Here is a 16,692-nt window from a genome sequence, read left to right as displayed (position 1 = left end):
GAAGAGCATGTTGCATAACGCGGGCGGTTTCCCCTTTACCTCGTCACTTGAGATAATGTCGCGATCATTAACGCGGTTTTATTCAGGCAAAATGAAGACGAACCGCTTTCAAGACCTGTTCGCTTTGTTCTGAAAAAACATTTAGTCATGCCGGGCGAGTTATTCTGGATAATCTCTCCACAGGGTAACGCCGCATAATCGCTTTTACCGCTCTCTCTGAGATGAAATGCAGCTTATTGTAATAGTGAGCTGACTGACTTAACAGCAATGTAATGCCAGCGTATTCCGTCACAGAGAAAGGGGATTGCGTCAGCCATATAGTCACTAACAGTGATTATACGAGAAGCTCTTTAATAGCGGCAGGTTAACGCCCTCTGAAAATCTTATCCCGCGCTTAGTACACCATTCTATTTTCTCTAGTGAAAAATATAATTCTGTTCCTTTCGGGTTATTTATTCTCCTTTTCCACAAAATCACCATTTAAAAATAAACCATTAATAATAAAGGCAAAAAACCCCTGGCAATCTTTTATTGATGGACGCAAACTGTTAAAAGTGAAAACCGGTGAAACAGCTCTTTACATTTCTCGCCTGGCCAGTGCCGAATATAAAAGCATTTATTCAACCTGTTTCTCCAGCCGTTTTTGAAATACGCTTCAGTCACTCGCGCTTTGAACAGGTTGCCATATACTTCAGACATATTCTCATTCGGAATATAACGACTCATTTCAATTTATGGCAGCACAAACTGTTCTGTAAAGGCGTCTGTGCAAGGAGACAGTATTATGGATCAAACCGCATTTTTGATCGGGTTTTCGGTCATGGCAATTGCGTCACTGGTAATTTATGCCACAGGCAAAAAAACCTTTCCCTTTCGACATCACACGTTAATGCATGCCTCAGTGCCTTTTATTGCCGCCACCGCTTATCTGGCCATGGCCTTTGGTTTCGGAAATCTGGCCACAGAGAGTGGCAGCATCGTTTATCTCGCCCGCTATGCTGACTGGTCTGTCACCACGCCTGTTTTACTGGCAGGGCTTGTTATGGTTGCCTTTCATGAGCAGAGTAAACCGGGTGAAATGGGCGGGTTTTTAACAGCCATCATCATTCTGGATGTGATGATGATTATCACCGGTCTGGTCTCTTCGCTGGCGGAAACGTTCGCCGCTAAATGGGTCTGGTATCTCTGGTCATGTGCTGCGTTTCTTGGCGTGGTTTACCTTCTTTGGGGACCGTTACGCACGATTGCCGCTGAGCGCGGCAGGGCGATGGCAGAGGCTTACAACAAAAACGTCGCATTGCTGACGGTGGTCTGGTTCATCTACCCCATCGTTTTCCTTGTCGGTCCGGAAGGATTAAAAATCATCACCGATCCTACGTCCGTATGGGCATTCCTGGTTCTTGATATCATCGCCAAGGTGTTTTACGCCTTTTACGCGGCGTCCAGTCTTGAAAAAGCGCTGCGCCATACCACCTTTGATGGTGCTGTGCGGGTATGACTCTGCGGCAGATTGCCGGCTGGACAGGACTTTGGGGGGCAGCGCTGGCTGCCTCTTTCAGTCCGATGCCCGTGCAGTTGATTTTTGCCATTGTCGCAATAGGTGTTATTGGCATGGCTCACGGTGCCAGCGATCTGGCAGTAGTAAAACGCGGACGTAAGGTGCCCTTTCTGGCTGCTTATGGCGTGATCATTCTGCTTTGCCTGTTCTGGTGGCACTGGTCACCGGCACTGGCATTACCCGGTTTCTTGCTGGCATCTGCGCTGCATTTTGCCCTTGAGGATGCCCCAAAGGGAGCGATAACCGAACGTCTGGCCAGAGGCGTCAGCATGATAGCGACGCCGGCCCTCTTTCACCCGCGAGAGTACAACATCATTCTTCACCAGGCAGGGCTGGCACCCACTCTGCCCGGCTCCGTGACGTTATGCATGGCGATTGCCGGCGCACTTTGTGCCATTAGCCTGCTCATTACCGGCGTGAGTCGTCACGATGTGCGGCTCATGACCGGGACGCTGGCGCTGCTGCTCCTTCCGCCTTTTGTCGGCTTTTCTATGGGATTTTTGATTCTGCATGCCCTGCCACAAACCCGGTTACGCCGTCTTCAGCTGGGCTATGCGCATTACACAGGTTACCTTTATGCAACCTGGCCGGTGTTTGCAGGAGCGATCCTGCTGGCGGCGGTGACAACCTGTATGATGTACCCGTCCAGTGACGCAGACATTAAATCGCTGTTTGCTGCGCTCGCTTCGCTCGCTATTCCCCATATGCTGGTTACGCCCTACTTCGAGCCAGGTAGCCATGAATAGTGAACTTAATGTGCGCAGCCCCCGCCGGAAACACGCAGAAGCGTCCCTCCTCTTGCAGGATGCCCCCGCGAAAGACAGTTACTGTGGCTTCCCAGCAAACCGGTTTAAGGCTCCGCTGAAAATCGCTGCATAGCTGCACGCACGCAATACCGCTATCACGCGAGGATCACTGTTCGCTTTCCGGGAGAGCCGCATGTGAAGCGGTGCGCTTCAGTCAGAATGACGCCAATGCCGCCAGGGGTTTACAGCGGCACAGGCAGTGAAGGTGATACAAGGAATCAGCAGGCAAGGACAGATATTCAGGTTTGGCCTGGCAACCGTAACGGATCAGTTACCTGATTTACGACCGAACAAGAGACCCAGCAGTTCACGGTAATGCTGTTCTTCTTCTGCACTTCCTGCCAGCTCCAGGCGTCGGACGAGTTTGCTGCAAATAGCCGTGCGGTTCAGGCTTTTTCCTGCTCGAAGTATTTCGGATGCAATGCTGCCCAGCGTTTCTTGCTGCGTAGGCAGTGACGCGCTTTCAAAATAGCGGGCAATGGCGCTCATGGCGTCGGGTCTGGGCGAGTTTTTATACAATGTCGGCTCTGGGGAAATATTTAATGAGTTAACTATTACGTGTGGGTAAAGTTATAGACTTGATGGTCCGCTGTACAGGTGTATTTTTGGAAACGCTCGTTTTCTTTTGCAAAACGTGCTTTTGCCTCCATCCTGGCTGATCTCACGAGAGTCTGACAGGCTTTTCAGTCCTGATCCCGGGTGGGTTCACCACCGACGCCACAGCATTCCTGAACTGGTTCTGAATTCTGCGAGATGAGAGAAAGAATGATGTTACCGACACGCTAATCGCAGCGACATTTTCTCTTTCACATCGAAAATGCCCTGCTTAACACGTTAAGGTGATCGGGAATGATCACTCTTTTTCCGCCCCGGGATTCAGGGCATTGAGTTGTTTCGCATCATGGCTGCAAAAGAAGGTGATATCCTGGTGATGCAGCCTCAACAACGCACGAAGCTGCTGTTGTGTACGCTTTCTGGCTTCGTTATCCATGGCCATCATCCACTGATAGAAACGTAGCCCTGGCGTACAATGAGGTTCCTGCAGCGCCATCTCGCCCCGATAGAACCAGGCGTCGCCGCCGTGAAGCAACCACCCTTCCGACCGACTGACTGCAATACCGGCATGGCCTTGCGTATGGCCGGGCAGTGGCACAAGCAGAATTTCAGCGGGAAGACCTTTGAGTGCGGTTACGGCATCAAAGCCGTACCATTGCTCCCCCTGAACCTGATAGCCTGTCCAGCCAGAAAGTCCGGTCCACTGACCGGGCCGATAGCGTTCGCGGGCCAGCCAACTGTGCCGCTGTTGTGATGTATCAATCTCGGTTTGTAGCAGATGTACCTGTGCGCCAGGGAAATCAGTGAGCCCCCCGGCATGGTCAAAATCAAGATGAGTAAGAACGATGTGACGCACATCGTTAACATTGAATCCCAGCGCCTCAATGCGGGAGCGTGCAGTGAGGGCTTCCCGCCTTTGAATATTGTTCAGCAACCGAAAAAAACCAGAAAGACGTTTTTCTGGGTGGCGCATATCATCCCGTCCAAAACCGGTATCGACCAGGACCAGACCGTGTCGATCTGTTTCTATCAGCAGGCAATGGCACACCAGATGGGCATAAAGGCCTTTACTGAAACCATCAAACAGCGCTCCGCCCACCGGGCACATACATCCACAATTAAGATGATGAATTTTCATAATTTACCCAGCTTTAAAATGTTGTAAACGTTCAGACAGGTGGTATCTGAAAACCTGTATGACTAAAGGCTCTGAGAGCATGAGGTGAATGGCTGTACTGCATGGCTGTTCCTGATAACGCACGTGTTTGAAACAAAAGAAGCGCAGGCAGACAGCCGTCGGAATGCACGATGCCTGGCGTTCAGAACGTACATGAGTAATAAGCAGTGCATGGGGAACGAAGCGCCTCCGGCCTGGCTATCGTTGGTGTTGCTCAGCTGAGTTTTACATCGGTGGATTTTTCCTCTTCAAGCCTCTCCGCACGCCGTTGTGATGCTTCTTTCAGGCCGAGTGGAGAGGCAAGCGCAATGCGCGTCTGCAACCAGTCCCTCCAGAGCGTGGCATTTCAGATGAACAATGCGACGTTTATCGCGGGCATCAATAATCTGATCAAGACGCGAAATTTGCTTTTCAGCACTGTAAACGTCAGAGAGGTCATGAATAAACAGATCAAGTAACGTTTTTACTTTCACAAATTAATCACCCTTCCGGCCAGTGATAAACATAAAAGAAGGATCACTACGAATAACAGCAGCGTTCAACGGGCGTTGTTCATGGAGCGCTCCCTGCTCCCCAGTCTGTCCTTTAATTAAAGTGAATCAGGAGCCACGATGGCTGTTTTGTCCACCTTTCTTACCTGCTTCAGAGGCTTTTTCGCGGTCGTTCTTGAAGTTACCGCCGCTATGCTGGCCGCCTTTTTTGCCGGCTTCAGAAGCTTTCTCTTTATCTTCAGCGAAATTACCGGAACCGCCACGATGTTCAGTCATGATATTTCCTCCTAAAAGTAAAAGTTACATGCTTCATTTCCATGCTAAGCATGGCATTGTAAGGCTATAAAACTTTTTTAATACTGCAAGCGTGACAGGAATTCTTTCTGAGGATTTTACGGGGCAACCTTATACAAATCTCGCATCCGGCTTAACGCTTTCTCTCCGTTTCTTACCCTCACTTCGTCCCACGGTTAAAGAAAAAACAAACAGAACAGCGGGATGTGAATCATTGATTATTACCCACCTTCCTGAATTATTTCTTAAGGAAATTTTCCCGCCTGAAAAAATCCAGACAATTATTTGCTAACCCTTTTTCCATCTCACTTATGCTCATTGTCATACACGCATGACACGCCCGATGTTTTATGGTGCTTTACCGTTAGGTTTTCGCTTTCTTCCGGATGCTTGACGCGTTTATAAGATTACTCTCAAAAGCCGCCGCCATTAATTTGTACAGGAATCAGGATTATTGTACAAATTTGCCCATTAACCGTCTTCAATAAAAGAATTATTACCGGGTAAAGTTAAAGCGCTATCCGATGCGAATAAAAGTAGCGGTCATGAAAAATAGTTCTCACTGGTACTTTAAAAAACCTTATGCGATATTCTTAGCCGGCAAGGACTGGCGGAGAGGGGTTAAGAAGAGAGGGATAAGCGCCGTGGCGGTGGCAGACATTCAGCTACACATCCTAAAGAGACGTTCGGGGCTCGACAAAAAGAGAGTGGCATCTAACGTTAACATCCTTTTACAGAACGATTGACGCTGGCCGCCCTGTATCAGGCGTAATCGGGGGTTAACGCTTTACCCGTCCGAAACGAAACCTGCCATGTCTGAGTCACGGGCTCACGCCCAGACGATGCTATTGCCACATATCGGCAGTTTCGGTTTAAGCCCACTGAGGCTGGCTTGTGATTTCACTAAGAATCGCCCATGTCTGGTTGAAAACTGCGATTTTTATTTATAGGTAACATCATAAGCCTCCCTGTGAGATTCCTGCTTCAGCGAATTTAATCAGACATTCCTGCGGATATTATTCATCCTGCGCGTCAGCTTCTTCATCGCAAAGATAATACAGATGCTGCGTCAGCCCTGGGCCGAAGTAAAAAAACGCCCCCACTCAATAGCGGGGGTGAACCAACTAAACAGTTCCAGGCTACTTTAGCTGTAGGCGCCAGCAGGCACCCACGTTAAATTATTATTGTACTGATGCCTGAGCGTTGCAAACGAGGCGGTAATACCACTCAGGATTATCTGCCGGACTTTTTACAGGTCTACTGCAATATTAAATGCTCCTGAAAAGTAAACGGGCAATTGCTTTGGTTAAAAAGAGCTGACGTGGGAATGATTAAGCGAGTCAGGATGTTTTTGAAATTTATTTAACAGAAATAACCGTACACACACTTAGCCTGTCTTTACTACGCCTCTCCCTGTACCACTGACACCTTCCTTACTCTGTTTCGTGTGAAAAGGCTTAGCCTGTATTTCGACATCAATAAAGCACACTGCCCTTTTTACCTGTCAAGGTAATACGTGCCGCCGGCGACATCCCGCCTCGTTTAAAAAACACAGTTAGAATACAGATGGTAACGCGAGCAATAGTTAACGCCATGATTTTCAACCTGTGGAGAAAGAACAATAAAATTGATCAAAATCATAGAAAGTTAAAAACGGCAGATAAAAAACAAAAGAAGCATAAGGAATGTATCTTTTGTGCCGATATACGATTACCGCCTGAGAAAACCTAAGGCTCGGGGTAACGTTCAACACAGGGTTAATTAAATGAAAATTATAAAAAGCTTTTACAATTTAAAGATAGGCGGGAAACTGGTTCTGGGTTTTCTGTTAGTTATTCTTGCCTCACTGATTATCTCTTCGCTGGCGCTCAAATGTTTTTTAAATATCAAAGAGAACTCTGCCAAACGTGACATTACCGTACAAATGCTGGATTCACTGGCTAAAGCCCGGCTTAACCGCACACTTTTTCAGTATACTCGTGAGACGAAGTTTATCGAAATCAATGGCGAGGCAATGAACCAGCTTTCGGGTTTACGGCAAAGCCTGGAGCACTACTCCTGGTCCACGGCCGGGCGTGAAAAGCTTTCTGTTCTCAGCGTTGCCCTGAATCAGTATCGGGAGAAACGGCAGACTTTTCTTGCGAGTACAGACAAAACCGTCCTCTCCTTGAATGAACTGAACCGCCTGGAACTGGCCGCGCTGTCAGAAAAACTGGCTGCCCGACAGACGTCCGTTCCTGCTGACGCTGCTGCTCAACTGCTCACGCTGAGCCTGAAGATCGAACAGGCCGCGTTTTATGTGCAGGCATTTATTAAAACGCCAGATTCGTCATCGCTGGATAAATTTGCTGGCATCAGGGATACCCTCTCATCGCTTAAGACCCAGCTGTCCGGTCCGTCCGCTTCAGAATTCACTACCTTGTTAGCCGAAGTGGAGCAAAAAACAACAGCCGGCCCTGTGCTGTTGAACAACTATCTTCTTGCCGTTAACGCAGAGAAACACGCCTCAGACGACATGACGGCCGCCGCAGGCAAACTCAATCAGTCCATGACAGATTTGGCTTTCTTCCAGTCTCAGATGGCTGAAGAGTACATACATACCGCCCTCTGGCAGATAGGTTTCACTACGATTACCTGTATTATTCTTAGCCTTGTTGTCGCCTGGAGAATGACCCGTAGCATTACCGTTCCCCTGAAAGAGACGCTTTCTTCAGCAAAACGCATTTCAGCAGGCGACCTGACGTCAGAAATAACCAGTTCGCGTACTGATGAACTGGGCGAACTGATGACCGCCGTCGGTGCCATGAATCACAGTCTGCGCACTATCATTTCAAAAGTCCGTGACGGTGTGAACAGCGTAGCTCGCGCCTCCTCTGAAATTGCAGCAGGTAATACTGACCTTTCCTCACGAACAGAACAGCAGTCCGCAGCCGTTGTAGAGACCGCTGCCAGTATGGAAGAGCTGACCTCAACCGTAAAACAGAATGCTGAGAACGCCCATCATGCCAGCCAGTTGGCTACCGAAGCATCACATAACGCCAGCCGTGGCGGGGAAATTATCAGCGACGTGATCGCCACGATGGGTGGGATAAGTCAGAGCTCGGGCAAAATTGGAGAAATCATCACTGTCATTAACGGTATTGCTTTCCAGACGAACATTCTGGCGTTGAATGCCGCGGTCGAGGCGGCACGGGCAGGCGAACAGGGACGCGGCTTTGCTGTGGTAGCAGGTGAAGTACGTAGCCTGGCACAGCGCAGTTCTGTTGCGGCAAAAGAAATTGAGGCACTCATTCGCGAATCCCTGGAGCGCGTAAACAACGGTACCGAACTGGTTAACCGTGCCGGTAATACCATGGGAGATATCGTCAAATCCGTCACTCAGGTCAGAGATATTATGGGCGAAATCGCTGCCGCGTCTGACGAGCAGAACCGGGGCATTACCCAGATAGCGCAGGCGATGACGGAAATGGATACCACGACGCAACAGAATGCTGCGCTGGTTGAGGAGTCATCTGCGGCGGCCAGCAGCCTGGAGGATCAGGCGCTGGAACTTGAAAAAACCGTGGCCGTATTTCGGTTACCGGCGCCCTCTTCAATGACCGTGACCAGCGCTCCGGTGATCGCGCGCAGTCGGCACATTCCGGCTTCAGTGAAAACCTCAGACGCCAACTGGGAGACATTTTAAGGCATAACGCAAGGCCGTGCTGGGGCGCTGTGTGTGACGCGCCTCAGCAAGGGTTGATGCGCCTGACGGCATCGGGAGGATACGTGACTGAAAATAAAATGCATACCGCTCACATTATCGTTGGTGAGGCAGCCGAAGCCCTGTTTTATGAAGCCGATTCAATCACGCGGAAAACGTTAATTGATAAGCTCTACAGCATTCTGCAGCAGGAAACAGGCAGTCAGCGTAAAGCCGCAATCATCGAAGCAATAAAACTGTTCATTTGATTTGTACACTCAGTGCCTGAGGAAATGTGAAAGCCCTTCAGTCAGGAAGCATCCTTACCTTACGAAACGTAAGTGCCACTCAGGCGCATCATACGCTTGAGGTCCTTCTCACGACCACAAAGGCGAAGAATGGCCGCAAGTTGTGCTTTCACGGGTAAAAACACCTGCTGCGATTTGATACTCACGGTAACGGTTTCGCCTACTGAGAGAGCTGTCCAGCCTTGTTCTGTCAAAATGTGGAAGCCACCGAGGAGTTCAACCGGCACCGGACCAGGCTCAGGTCGCAGCAAAAAGTCGGAGCGGAACCGTAAAGACGTCTCATCAGCATAGTTGGGCCAGGCGTATTTCTTGCTCAGAAAAGCCGCGGCATGCGAAGGCAGGACAATATCGATATCGTTCACCGGCCCCTTTTCAAGGCCGTAAAGCACCATGGCCGCTCCCCCGATCACCATCCAGGGCAAAGCGTGCTGATTCAGTTGCTGTGCCATTTTTGCCAGGGTTAATTCTAAATCGTCCATATATCACTATCACTCGGTTGAGCGCGTTTTACGACGTAATGTTTCGTTGTGCTGACGTTGTCTTAACGCAACTGGATAACTGTATGCCAGGTTTATGACATCTGAAGGCAACTGCAAGGAAGAGTCAGAATCGCGACAGGTTGGCTAAACAGCACCATCATAAAGCCCTCTGTCGCCTTACCCGATCAGAAATGACGTAAACCGGTGCAGGAAAAACGGCGCAACCTGTCGTCAGGCCAGCCACAACGCGCATCTGAAAAGCCCGACCAGGGCCGTTCAGGCGCGGCGAAAGGCCTGAACGCACCTCGTACCATCGTTTATTTGCTCAGTCACAAATAAACTGCGCTTCGCACTGGCGAGCGATGTCCCACAGCCTGTTGCGAATGACCTGCTTAAGTTGCAGCGTGGACTGGGACTGGGGTTGATCGCGACGGCTGATCAGCATCACTTCAAACGGCAACGGCTGTGCGACGGGGAGTAATTTTAGCTGTTCGGCATAGCGGCAAGCCGTGAACAGATCCACCACGCCCACACCGCCGCCTGCCAGTACCATATCCGCAATCACCGAGTAGGTTTTAATCGATAACGACACCGCCGGATTCAGCTTTTTATCGCGTAGCGCGCGGTGCAGGACGCGCCCAAGCGGATCCTGGGTCTGCATCATCAGCAGGTTATTCGCGCATAACCATGCCAGCGTAACGGGTTCATGCTGGGGATGATTTGGCGGCAGCAGCGCCACCATTGACGACTGAAACAGCGGTTCCGCCAGCAGCGCTGCATCCACCTGCTGACCAAAGACCAGGGCGAAATCAAGCTGATTCTCCAGGATCATTTGGCATAAGGTACTAAAGTGTTCCGTGACCAGCTCAACGCTGACCGAGGGCACCTGTTGTCGCCAGGTGACCAATGCCGGTGCCAACACCATTTGACCGAAAGCGTGAGCCGCACCAACACGGACGATCTGCCCTTCGCCGCGTCGCAGTTGTTCAGTGAGCTGGGTGATGGATTGTAAGCGTTGGTAGAGGTCTTCCACCTCTGGCAGCAGCCGTCGCCCTTCTGCCGTGACGCTCATGCCTTGGATACGCCGCTCAAACAGCGCAAAGCCCAGTTGCTGTTCTGCATGATTCAGCACGCGGCTGATATTGGGCTGCGATACGTTGAGCAGGCGCGCGGCTGCGCTGATGCTGCCGGTCTGTACGATGGCCTGAAAGACTTCTATGTGACGGAGCCGCATCATTATTTACCCTGTGTGGATTCAGCTACCCGCAGGCCGCTGTGATGCACCCTTTTCAGCGCTTCACTTACAGCACCGCCAACGCCTGAATCAAAATGGAAAACCTGAACCATCTGTCATCTCACCCGCGGTACGGGCAAAGAAACGACCAGCGCCTGAATCTGTCCTGCCTCTGTCGTTATTCCTTACTGCCGATACGATCCGGGCGGGTAAAGACAGGACAATCCCTGCTGCAAAAATTGTACCGTAAAACAGAGGGAGGCGAAGCGACCCGCTACCGCCTTGCGCTGAAATAAGGCGGCGCCGGGCTTAAGCAAGGGGAAACAGGTGTAAATCGCGCCGGTATCGGCCCATTTCCCCTCACTGGCTGAATTATTGAAAAGGGTAAAGCCAGGCGTTCGCCCTGCCATGGTGCAGCGGGGAGACGGCCGGGTTATCTCATGTGGATCGACGGTGCCTGGTGGCGGATTGTCGGTCAGTGCGCACGATCGCGCCCGGCGGCGATGTTTCTGAAAAAAGGAAGCTGCAGCTACCGTGTTAAGTTCCATGACTTTCGCTGAAAGTATCGATTAACACCCCCCTAAGCGTCAGCAGCAAGCTGCCGACGCCAAGGCCCCGGAAATCACGCCCTTCACGTCGCAAGCGCCGTGAAGCCCGCTCACCGGGGTTAAAAGGGGTTACCTAGATTTCTTCATTGCTGAAAGCCCGCAAGGCTGTTCAGGGAAAGGTGGGGAATGGCACGATTTATACGTTCATAACCGGCTACGCCGGGCGTACGGCGCCGTTAAACTTCTCAGCCATCTTTTACGTCATCTGGCGCCTTCATGCCGCTGAAGCGGCATTCTGAATACGGCTCTCACTTCAGGGGTAAACTCAAATTAAAACGTCCGCTTTGTGCCAGAAGCGGACGTTGCCAATACTCAGGTACGTTAGCGTCACCACGCTGACATTGCGTTATGACAAGCCATAGCCGTTTTTCGTGAGTTCGCAGCAGGATTAAAGAAGGTCAGAGCGATCCCCTCTTGTCGTGGGATGCGAAATCACAATAAATTCCACGGGAGACTCCGTGTCGTTTCTGGCTTGATGTTTTGCCCCTGGGGGAATCTCTAATCCTTGCAGGGGCTTAATATTGTGCGTTTCACCCTCTAACTCCATAGATAAAACACCATTGAGGACAAAGAAAAACTGTCTTGAGACGGAGTGCCAGTGTCGCTTTTCAGCAGTACCCGACGGCATTTTTTCATGAATGACCAACATGTCTTGTCGGTTTACCAGATACCAACCGTCGCAATCATCGCCCCAGACATAATGCTCTGCATTTTCTTTTGAAATTTTCATACCTCTCCTATTTATGCGACTTTTGCAATAATCTAATAAAGTTGTATTCTGATATTGCATTGATTGTAAATGTCTTTTTTATGAGTTAGTGCATTAGGACGCTGTTTTGCCTGTTTCGATATACATGGATAGCCATGGATTAATGGGCTCAGGAGTTTATAAACAGGGTCGTGAGGTCCGCTCCTCGCTCATAGCGGACGTCCAGCTCAGTCAGCCTGTCCGCTTTGTGCCAAAAGCAGACATAAGCCGAACTAGATTAATAATAATTTTTAATGTATGTTCATGGCTATGTGTGTTTTACCTTCTATTGTTAAGTTTATTATTTTTCTATAAAACGATATAAGCTCGATAATTCAAATGAGTTTAAAAGTGATGAAGGATCTTCCAAGATCGAAAGAAAGGATAGTTCAATTCATCAGTTTATATCCTAAAAAAAGGAATGTGGCATCAATGGCTAAAAGAGACCCAAACAAGTCGGCGCGCAATAGAATAATTTCAAAAATCAAGGATGAACTACGGGAGTTGCTTCCATCTGTTTTGAATGATACAGGAGTAGAAAATGAGGCTTCGCTAAATGCCAAAATAGGCAGTAAAACAGATGATTTTATTGATTTGAAAAATGAGGTGATTCACTCTGATAATGAGTTCACGATTAAGTGGCTAAGTGGCTTAAAACAAGCAATTGAATGTGATGCGGGGCCTGCTTATAAGTGGATTGATGAGCAGTGCAAAAATAGTACAAACTTTAAAAAATACTTACTGCTATTTCTTAAAAGGAGTTTTTTAAAGCATTTTGATGAACTATCAAAGAACCGCCCCGATGAAGATGATTCAGAACTATGGATTGGTCAGCAAAATGCAAATTATGGCCTATTGGTTACACCGCGATTCAACAATGGGGAGTGGGAAAATGATCGGAGTGAGATTAGAGCTTTTAATCACGGGTATTGGACGATAGGTCATGTATTAACAACTGGTTTAGTCATACCCGGTCAAGACGAAAAGGTTAAATTTGATAGTATTGAACATTACCTAGTATTTTTCCGCAATGTATTAGTTCGCAACTCCGGGTCTAAATACGAATATGAAATTTCCGAGTATTATAATGATTTTGTTAGAAACTCAGCCAATCCTTTATCGGTTCCCTTGATGATTCCAGAGTTCAGGTATTTAGGACTGAAGAAACAACATAAATATCGATTAGATTTCATGATTACTAACCCTTATACATTAAATCGTGTAGGATTTGAACTATCTCCATGGTCTTCACATGGTTATCTTCATAAGATTAAAGGCTTGACACAAAAAGAAATTAATAAAATGGCCGCTGATAATTTCTCAAAAGAAATGAGCAAACATAGAGAGTATTTTAATAGTCATGGTGTTTTTACACTAATTTATACAGATGACGAACTGGTTGATTGCAAGAAGTTATTTGATAATCAAATAGCCCCATACTTAAGACCAGAACGTGCGGGCACTCAGCTATCATTTATGATAATGGAAGAATTCTTTTGAGCTTATAATCGTGCGGGGGCAGATATAATAAAATCACAATTAATGATGTGATTTTAGCTTCATGTTTGTAATAGCTGAAGTTTAACGTCTGCTCCTCGCTCATAGCGAACATCAGGGGAAGTGCGCAGTCCGCTTCGTGCCAGAAGCGGTAGTAGCTAACAATAGTCTGTATGGAACAAGGGGAGCAGATCACAATCCTAGACTGGCGATGAGCAGTTTTAGGATCGAGTTAAGTGATTGCCTGAGCGATCACTTATGACACGATTGCAGCAGCAATTAATTATGGGTAAACATTAAGATATTTTATAGTTCTTTTTTGCCAACCTATCGTTGTTATATTTATTCTCTAGTTTCACAATGATTATATCAATATATTCAACCCTTGTTTTTAATAAATTATAACTTTCTTCTAATTTAATCCTAATTACATTCCTCCTATTTGTATCATAAGCAGAAAACTTAACTTTAACTCTTTTCTCATGCTCTTCGATAGCAGTTGTCACAGTATTAATTAAATTTGTCATGTTCGGGTCATAACAAAAAAGAACCAATTGGAGGATTATGTTATTTTCTATTCTCCTATAATGATTTTGTGAATATCGATCATACAACTGATCCAATCCCTTGCGAATAACCTCAGTTCTATTTTCATCTCCTGGCTTTAAAAGCTTGACCTCTATAATGCCGATAGTTTCCTTATTGTATTTTATTTGTATGTCTGTCCTTCCATTGCCGTTTAACTCTTCTTGAGTAAAATAAATGTAAGGTTTTTTGTTATTAACTGATAATAACTCCTTGTAAATACCTGCGATGTTCGTCTCGTGAAATAATGTGCTTGAATGTTCTATTTTATAAAGGTATTTATTATGTGGGATAACATAAACACACTTGTTAAGATCATTCAATAATGAATTTATTCCATTTATGGTATCAATCCTATAGTTACAATTATCAACAAATTTCTGGATGTTCTGAATAGCGCTGCTATGTTCGTGGAATGCATCTGAAAATAAATCATTAATAAGTTTTTCACAAGTTGAGCGAAGATCGGTCAGGTGATAATCTATATACTCAGATTCGATCCCGTAATCAAAGTAAATGCCAATGCGATATTTATTGAGTTCAATTTTTTTGATTAGGAGTTTAACCCTGGATACCACTTTGCTTCTTAATGTATCATCTATAATATAACTCGCACTATGAGTATTTTTTACACTCCACTCAAGCCCATACATGTTTTTGCGAAAAAAGTCAAAAAAAGCGGTGCAACTGTAATGAGATACATGCCCACTATTGCTCATCAAAATAACTTTTGAAATAGGTCCTAAAGTGTAAAGCTTCAGAATTTCTTCGTCAGAAAAATCTTCACTTGAAATGCACAAAACTAAATTTTTCTTGAAAAGAACGAAAAGCTCTTCATATTTATTTTTCAGCGAACTGTCAAGGAAGCATAAGGCGTAGCCGGGAAAATCCACAAACCACCCGCATGCAAATCTAGTGAATAAATTTGGCATGGGGGTGTTATTTACTAGGCTATCATGGTAACACTCAACCAAATAGTTTTGATCATTAAATTTTACAAAGTAATTCCTCGATTTATTTTTTATACTTATTTGTTCTTCACTCAGGAATTTAACGGCAAGAATTATGTAATCATTTACAGCATTAGGCAAAGAAGAGCTTTGGCTATATTGGTTCACATCCAAACTCAATATAAAACGTTCACGCCTAGAAGTATAGCGACCATTTGGAGGGGTTTTGTGTAGAGATTCAGCAATGTTTAGTGCATATAAAATTGGCGTGTAGTTGTACCTATTACATAAAAGCTTAGAACAATCATATGTTTCTTCTATGTCTTTTTTTCTTTCAAATATCATTTTTCGCTCTGTTATATCAACATCCAAAAATTAGTGATTTATCCTACATAGGTACGCAGAATAGTAGATCATTTGAAGGTAACTCAGCCCGGGTTGTATGAACTTACCGATCGGCAAATATTACAACTCACCAACCAGACTGGGCGATGACGATCATAGCACCAATTCACAGTGACAGATAACGCGCTTTGCATAAAGCAGATCCTCTTACTGAAAGCATGAGTAAACCGCCAAAATATTTCCGCTAACAACTACCCTTAGTCCTCATAAGGCGTTTTGAGGTGAACTTCCGCTTTTCGCTCATAACGGACTCCGCCCGGTTGCCCTCATGAGTGATTCTGTCAGTCTAGTGCCAACTCAACCTGAGTCAGGTATTCAGCGCAGCATAGGGGCCTCCGTCACAGTAGGCAGTACCCGTCTTCAGTACGCCATAACACCAGTGAACCAGTTTTCGCATCAGTGCACCAATAGCCACCATTTTAGGTTTGCCCCGCAAGCACATTTCCTCGTAGACAGTACGCATACGTTTGTTATGAATTTTTCCGCACAGAGCTGACATGTAAAGCTTTGCTCTCAGCTGAGGCGGCCCGATTTTAGACATGCGTGGACGCCCCCGAACCGACGTGCCCGATCGCTTCTCGACTGGCACCACGCCCAGAAAAGCCGCCGCCTGGTCTGCTGATTCAAAGTGATGGCTGCGGAGCACAACCAGCATATGCATACCCAGCTGGGGCCCGACAGATTTAATCGACGTCAGCAGCGCATAATCCCTTTTCAGATCCGGGCTGGACTGAATGTGCGCTTTAACCTGCCGTTCAATACTTCTCACTTCTTCACGGAGCAGCTGCGCCATCCTGATGCATGAACTGACGACGTCTGCAGGCGTGTCTGTGGACTGATACTTTTCGAGCCGGTTTTCCTCACGCACGGCGTCAGCGAGCAGGACATCCCGCCGGCGCAGAAGTGCGCTGAGAAATCTGATATCCGCTGCGGGCGGCTCCCACCGGTGAGGTTTTTTCAGCAGTGCGTAACAGGCAAGCATATACGCATCCACCTTGTCCGTTTTGGTCATAATCCCCATGCCACGGGCAAACTCCCGACTGCGGTGAGGGTTGGCCAGAGACACAAAGAAACCGGCGTCGTGAAGGGACGTGGCCAGCCGTTCGTGATACACGCCGGTAGCCTCCATCACCACATGAACATCCTCCGGACCGCAGTGCTGAAGCCTGAGCCAGCGAAGTATGTGCGCAACTGCGCTGCGGTCGTTGCGGATATTTCGTGTTTTGACGCGACCTTTCATGCCGTCGTAAAGCATGCAGAGATCGAGAGTGTCTTTACTGACATCAATACCGACTGGAAACATGGTTTCACTCCT

At 47.4% G+C, this 16,692-nt stretch carries 13 protein-coding genes and 1 pseudogene; 5 read left to right on the top strand and 9 right to left on the bottom strand.

Annotation, left to right across the window (positions count from 1 at the left end; all coding sequences use genetic code 11):
- Positions 1–784: 784 nt before the first annotated feature.
- Positions 785–1,498 carry a bacteriorhodopsin gene (locus tag C7434_RS03870; RefSeq protein ID WP_133745151.1) on the top strand — a complete coding sequence of 238 codons (714 nt, stop codon included), beginning with the start codon at positions 785–787 and terminating at the stop codon, positions 1,496–1,498.
- Positions 1,495–2,304: a Brp/Blh family beta-carotene 15,15'-dioxygenase gene (locus tag C7434_RS03865; protein WP_133745150.1), complete on the top strand. Its 810-nt coding sequence runs from the start codon at positions 1,495–1,497 to the stop codon at positions 2,302–2,304. Before C7434_RS03870 ends, C7434_RS03865 begins: the two co-directional genes overlap by 4 nt.
- A gap of 327 nt (positions 2,305–2,631) precedes the next feature.
- Here C7434_RS03865 and ycgZ read toward each other — a convergent pair whose 3' ends face one another.
- The 4 genes and pseudogenes from ycgZ to C7434_RS03845 all read right to left on the bottom strand — a co-directional run bounded on the left by ycgZ (position 2,632) and on the right by C7434_RS03845 (position 4,863).
- Positions 2,632–2,883, bottom strand: a complete 252-nt coding sequence (gene ycgZ, locus C7434_RS03860; RefSeq protein WP_033738451.1) for a regulatory protein YcgZ — start codon at positions 2,881–2,883, stop codon at positions 2,632–2,634.
- A gap of 334 nt (positions 2,884–3,217) precedes the next feature.
- The gene (locus C7434_RS03855; protein ID WP_133745149.1) at positions 3,218–4,057 is read right to left on the bottom strand and encodes an MBL fold metallo-hydrolase; all 840 of its coding nucleotides are present in this window, start codon (positions 4,055–4,057) and stop codon (positions 3,218–3,220) included.
- 253 nt (positions 4,058–4,310) lie between these two features.
- Positions 4,311–4,569: pseudogene (locus C7434_RS22105) on the bottom strand (hypothetical protein).
- 126 nt (positions 4,570–4,695) lie between these two features.
- On the bottom strand, positions 4,696–4,863 hold the full coding sequence (locus C7434_RS03845) for a general stress protein (RefSeq protein WP_033738455.1): 168 nt from the start codon (positions 4,861–4,863) through the stop codon (positions 4,696–4,698).
- Between the two features lie 1,783 nt (positions 4,864–6,646).
- Here C7434_RS03845 and C7434_RS03840 point away from each other — a divergent pair.
- Both C7434_RS03840 and C7434_RS03835 read left to right on the top strand, forming a co-directional pair.
- On the top strand, positions 6,647–8,566 hold the full coding sequence (locus C7434_RS03840) for a methyl-accepting chemotaxis protein (protein WP_133745148.1): 1,920 nt from the start codon (positions 6,647–6,649) through the stop codon (positions 8,564–8,566).
- 83 nt (positions 8,567–8,649) lie between these two features.
- On the top strand, positions 8,650–8,832 hold the full coding sequence (locus C7434_RS03835; RefSeq protein ID WP_133745147.1) for a hypothetical protein: 183 nt from the start codon (positions 8,650–8,652) through the stop codon (positions 8,830–8,832).
- Between the two features lie 59 nt (positions 8,833–8,891).
- On the opposite strand, the gene C7434_RS03830 is transcribed toward C7434_RS03835, so the two are convergent.
- From C7434_RS03830 to C7434_RS03820, 3 genes are all read right to left on the bottom strand, one after another.
- Complete coding sequence (locus C7434_RS03830) at positions 8,892–9,350, bottom strand: hypothetical protein (RefSeq protein WP_033737137.1); 459 nt, start codon at positions 9,348–9,350, stop codon at positions 8,892–8,894.
- A gap of 325 nt (positions 9,351–9,675) precedes the next feature.
- Positions 9,676–10,584: a LysR family transcriptional regulator gene (locus C7434_RS03825; RefSeq protein ID WP_033737140.1), complete on the bottom strand. Its 909-nt coding sequence runs from the start codon at positions 10,582–10,584 to the stop codon at positions 9,676–9,678.
- Positions 10,585–11,580: 996 nt separating this feature from the next.
- Positions 11,581–11,922 carry a cupin domain-containing protein gene (locus C7434_RS03820; protein WP_033737135.1) on the bottom strand — a complete coding sequence of 114 codons (342 nt, stop codon included), beginning with the start codon at positions 11,920–11,922 and terminating at the stop codon, positions 11,581–11,583.
- Between the two features lie 450 nt (positions 11,923–12,372).
- Here C7434_RS03820 and C7434_RS03815 point away from each other — a divergent pair, with 450 nt between their 5' ends.
- Complete coding sequence (locus C7434_RS03815; RefSeq protein WP_033737134.1) at positions 12,373–13,440, top strand: hypothetical protein; 1,068 nt, start codon at positions 12,373–12,375, stop codon at positions 13,438–13,440.
- A 293-nt stretch (positions 13,441–13,733) separates the two neighbouring features.
- On the opposite strand, the gene C7434_RS03810 is transcribed toward C7434_RS03815, so the two are convergent.
- Positions 13,734–15,317, bottom strand: coding sequence for a hypothetical protein (locus C7434_RS03810; protein ID WP_133745146.1), 1,584 nt, complete (start codon positions 15,315–15,317; stop codon positions 13,734–13,736).
- A gap of 367 nt (positions 15,318–15,684) precedes the next feature.
- Complete coding sequence (locus C7434_RS03805) at positions 15,685–16,680, bottom strand: IS110 family transposase (RefSeq protein ID WP_033737475.1); 996 nt, start codon at positions 16,678–16,680, stop codon at positions 15,685–15,687.
- Between the last annotated feature and the right edge of the window lie 12 nt (positions 16,681–16,692).

The sequence above is a fragment of the Pantoea sp. PNA 14-12 genome (assembly GCF_004364735.1).
Taxonomy (GTDB): Bacteria; Pseudomonadota; Gammaproteobacteria; order Enterobacterales; family Enterobacteriaceae; genus Pantoea; species Pantoea stewartii.
This window is presented reverse-complemented; position numbering and strand designations above follow the sequence as displayed.

Coding starts and splice junctions, on each gene's coding strand:
- C7434_RS03845 (WP_033738455.1), bottom strand. CDS start 4,863: ATGACTGAACATCGTGGCGGTTCCGGTAATTTCGCTGAAGATAAAGAG.
- C7434_RS03870 (WP_133745151.1), top strand. CDS start 785: ATGGATCAAACCGCATTTTTGATCGGGTTTTCGGTCATGGCAATTGCG.
- C7434_RS03815 (WP_033737134.1), top strand. CDS start 12,373: ATGGCTAAAAGAGACCCAAACAAGTCGGCGCGCAATAGAATAATTTCA.
- C7434_RS03820 (WP_033737135.1), bottom strand. CDS start 11,922: ATGAAAATTTCAAAAGAAAATGCAGAGCATTATGTCTGGGGCGATGAT.
- C7434_RS03865 (WP_133745150.1), top strand. CDS start 1,495: ATGACTCTGCGGCAGATTGCCGGCTGGACAGGACTTTGGGGGGCAGCG.
- C7434_RS03810 (WP_133745146.1), bottom strand. CDS start 15,317: ATGATATTTGAAAGAAAAAAAGACATAGAAGAAACATATGATTGTTCT.
- C7434_RS03840 (WP_133745148.1), top strand. CDS start 6,647: ATGAAAATTATAAAAAGCTTTTACAATTTAAAGATAGGCGGGAAACTG.
- C7434_RS03830 (WP_033737137.1), bottom strand. CDS start 9,350: ATGGACGATTTAGAATTAACCCTGGCAAAAATGGCACAGCAACTGAAT.
- C7434_RS03855 (WP_133745149.1), bottom strand. CDS start 4,057: ATGAAAATTCATCATCTTAATTGTGGATGTATGTGCCCGGTGGGCGGA.
- C7434_RS03825 (WP_033737140.1), bottom strand. CDS start 10,584: ATGCGGCTCCGTCACATAGAAGTCTTTCAGGCCATCGTACAGACCGGC.
- C7434_RS03805 (WP_033737475.1), bottom strand. CDS start 16,680: ATGTTTCCAGTCGGTATTGATGTCAGTAAAGACACTCTCGATCTCTGC.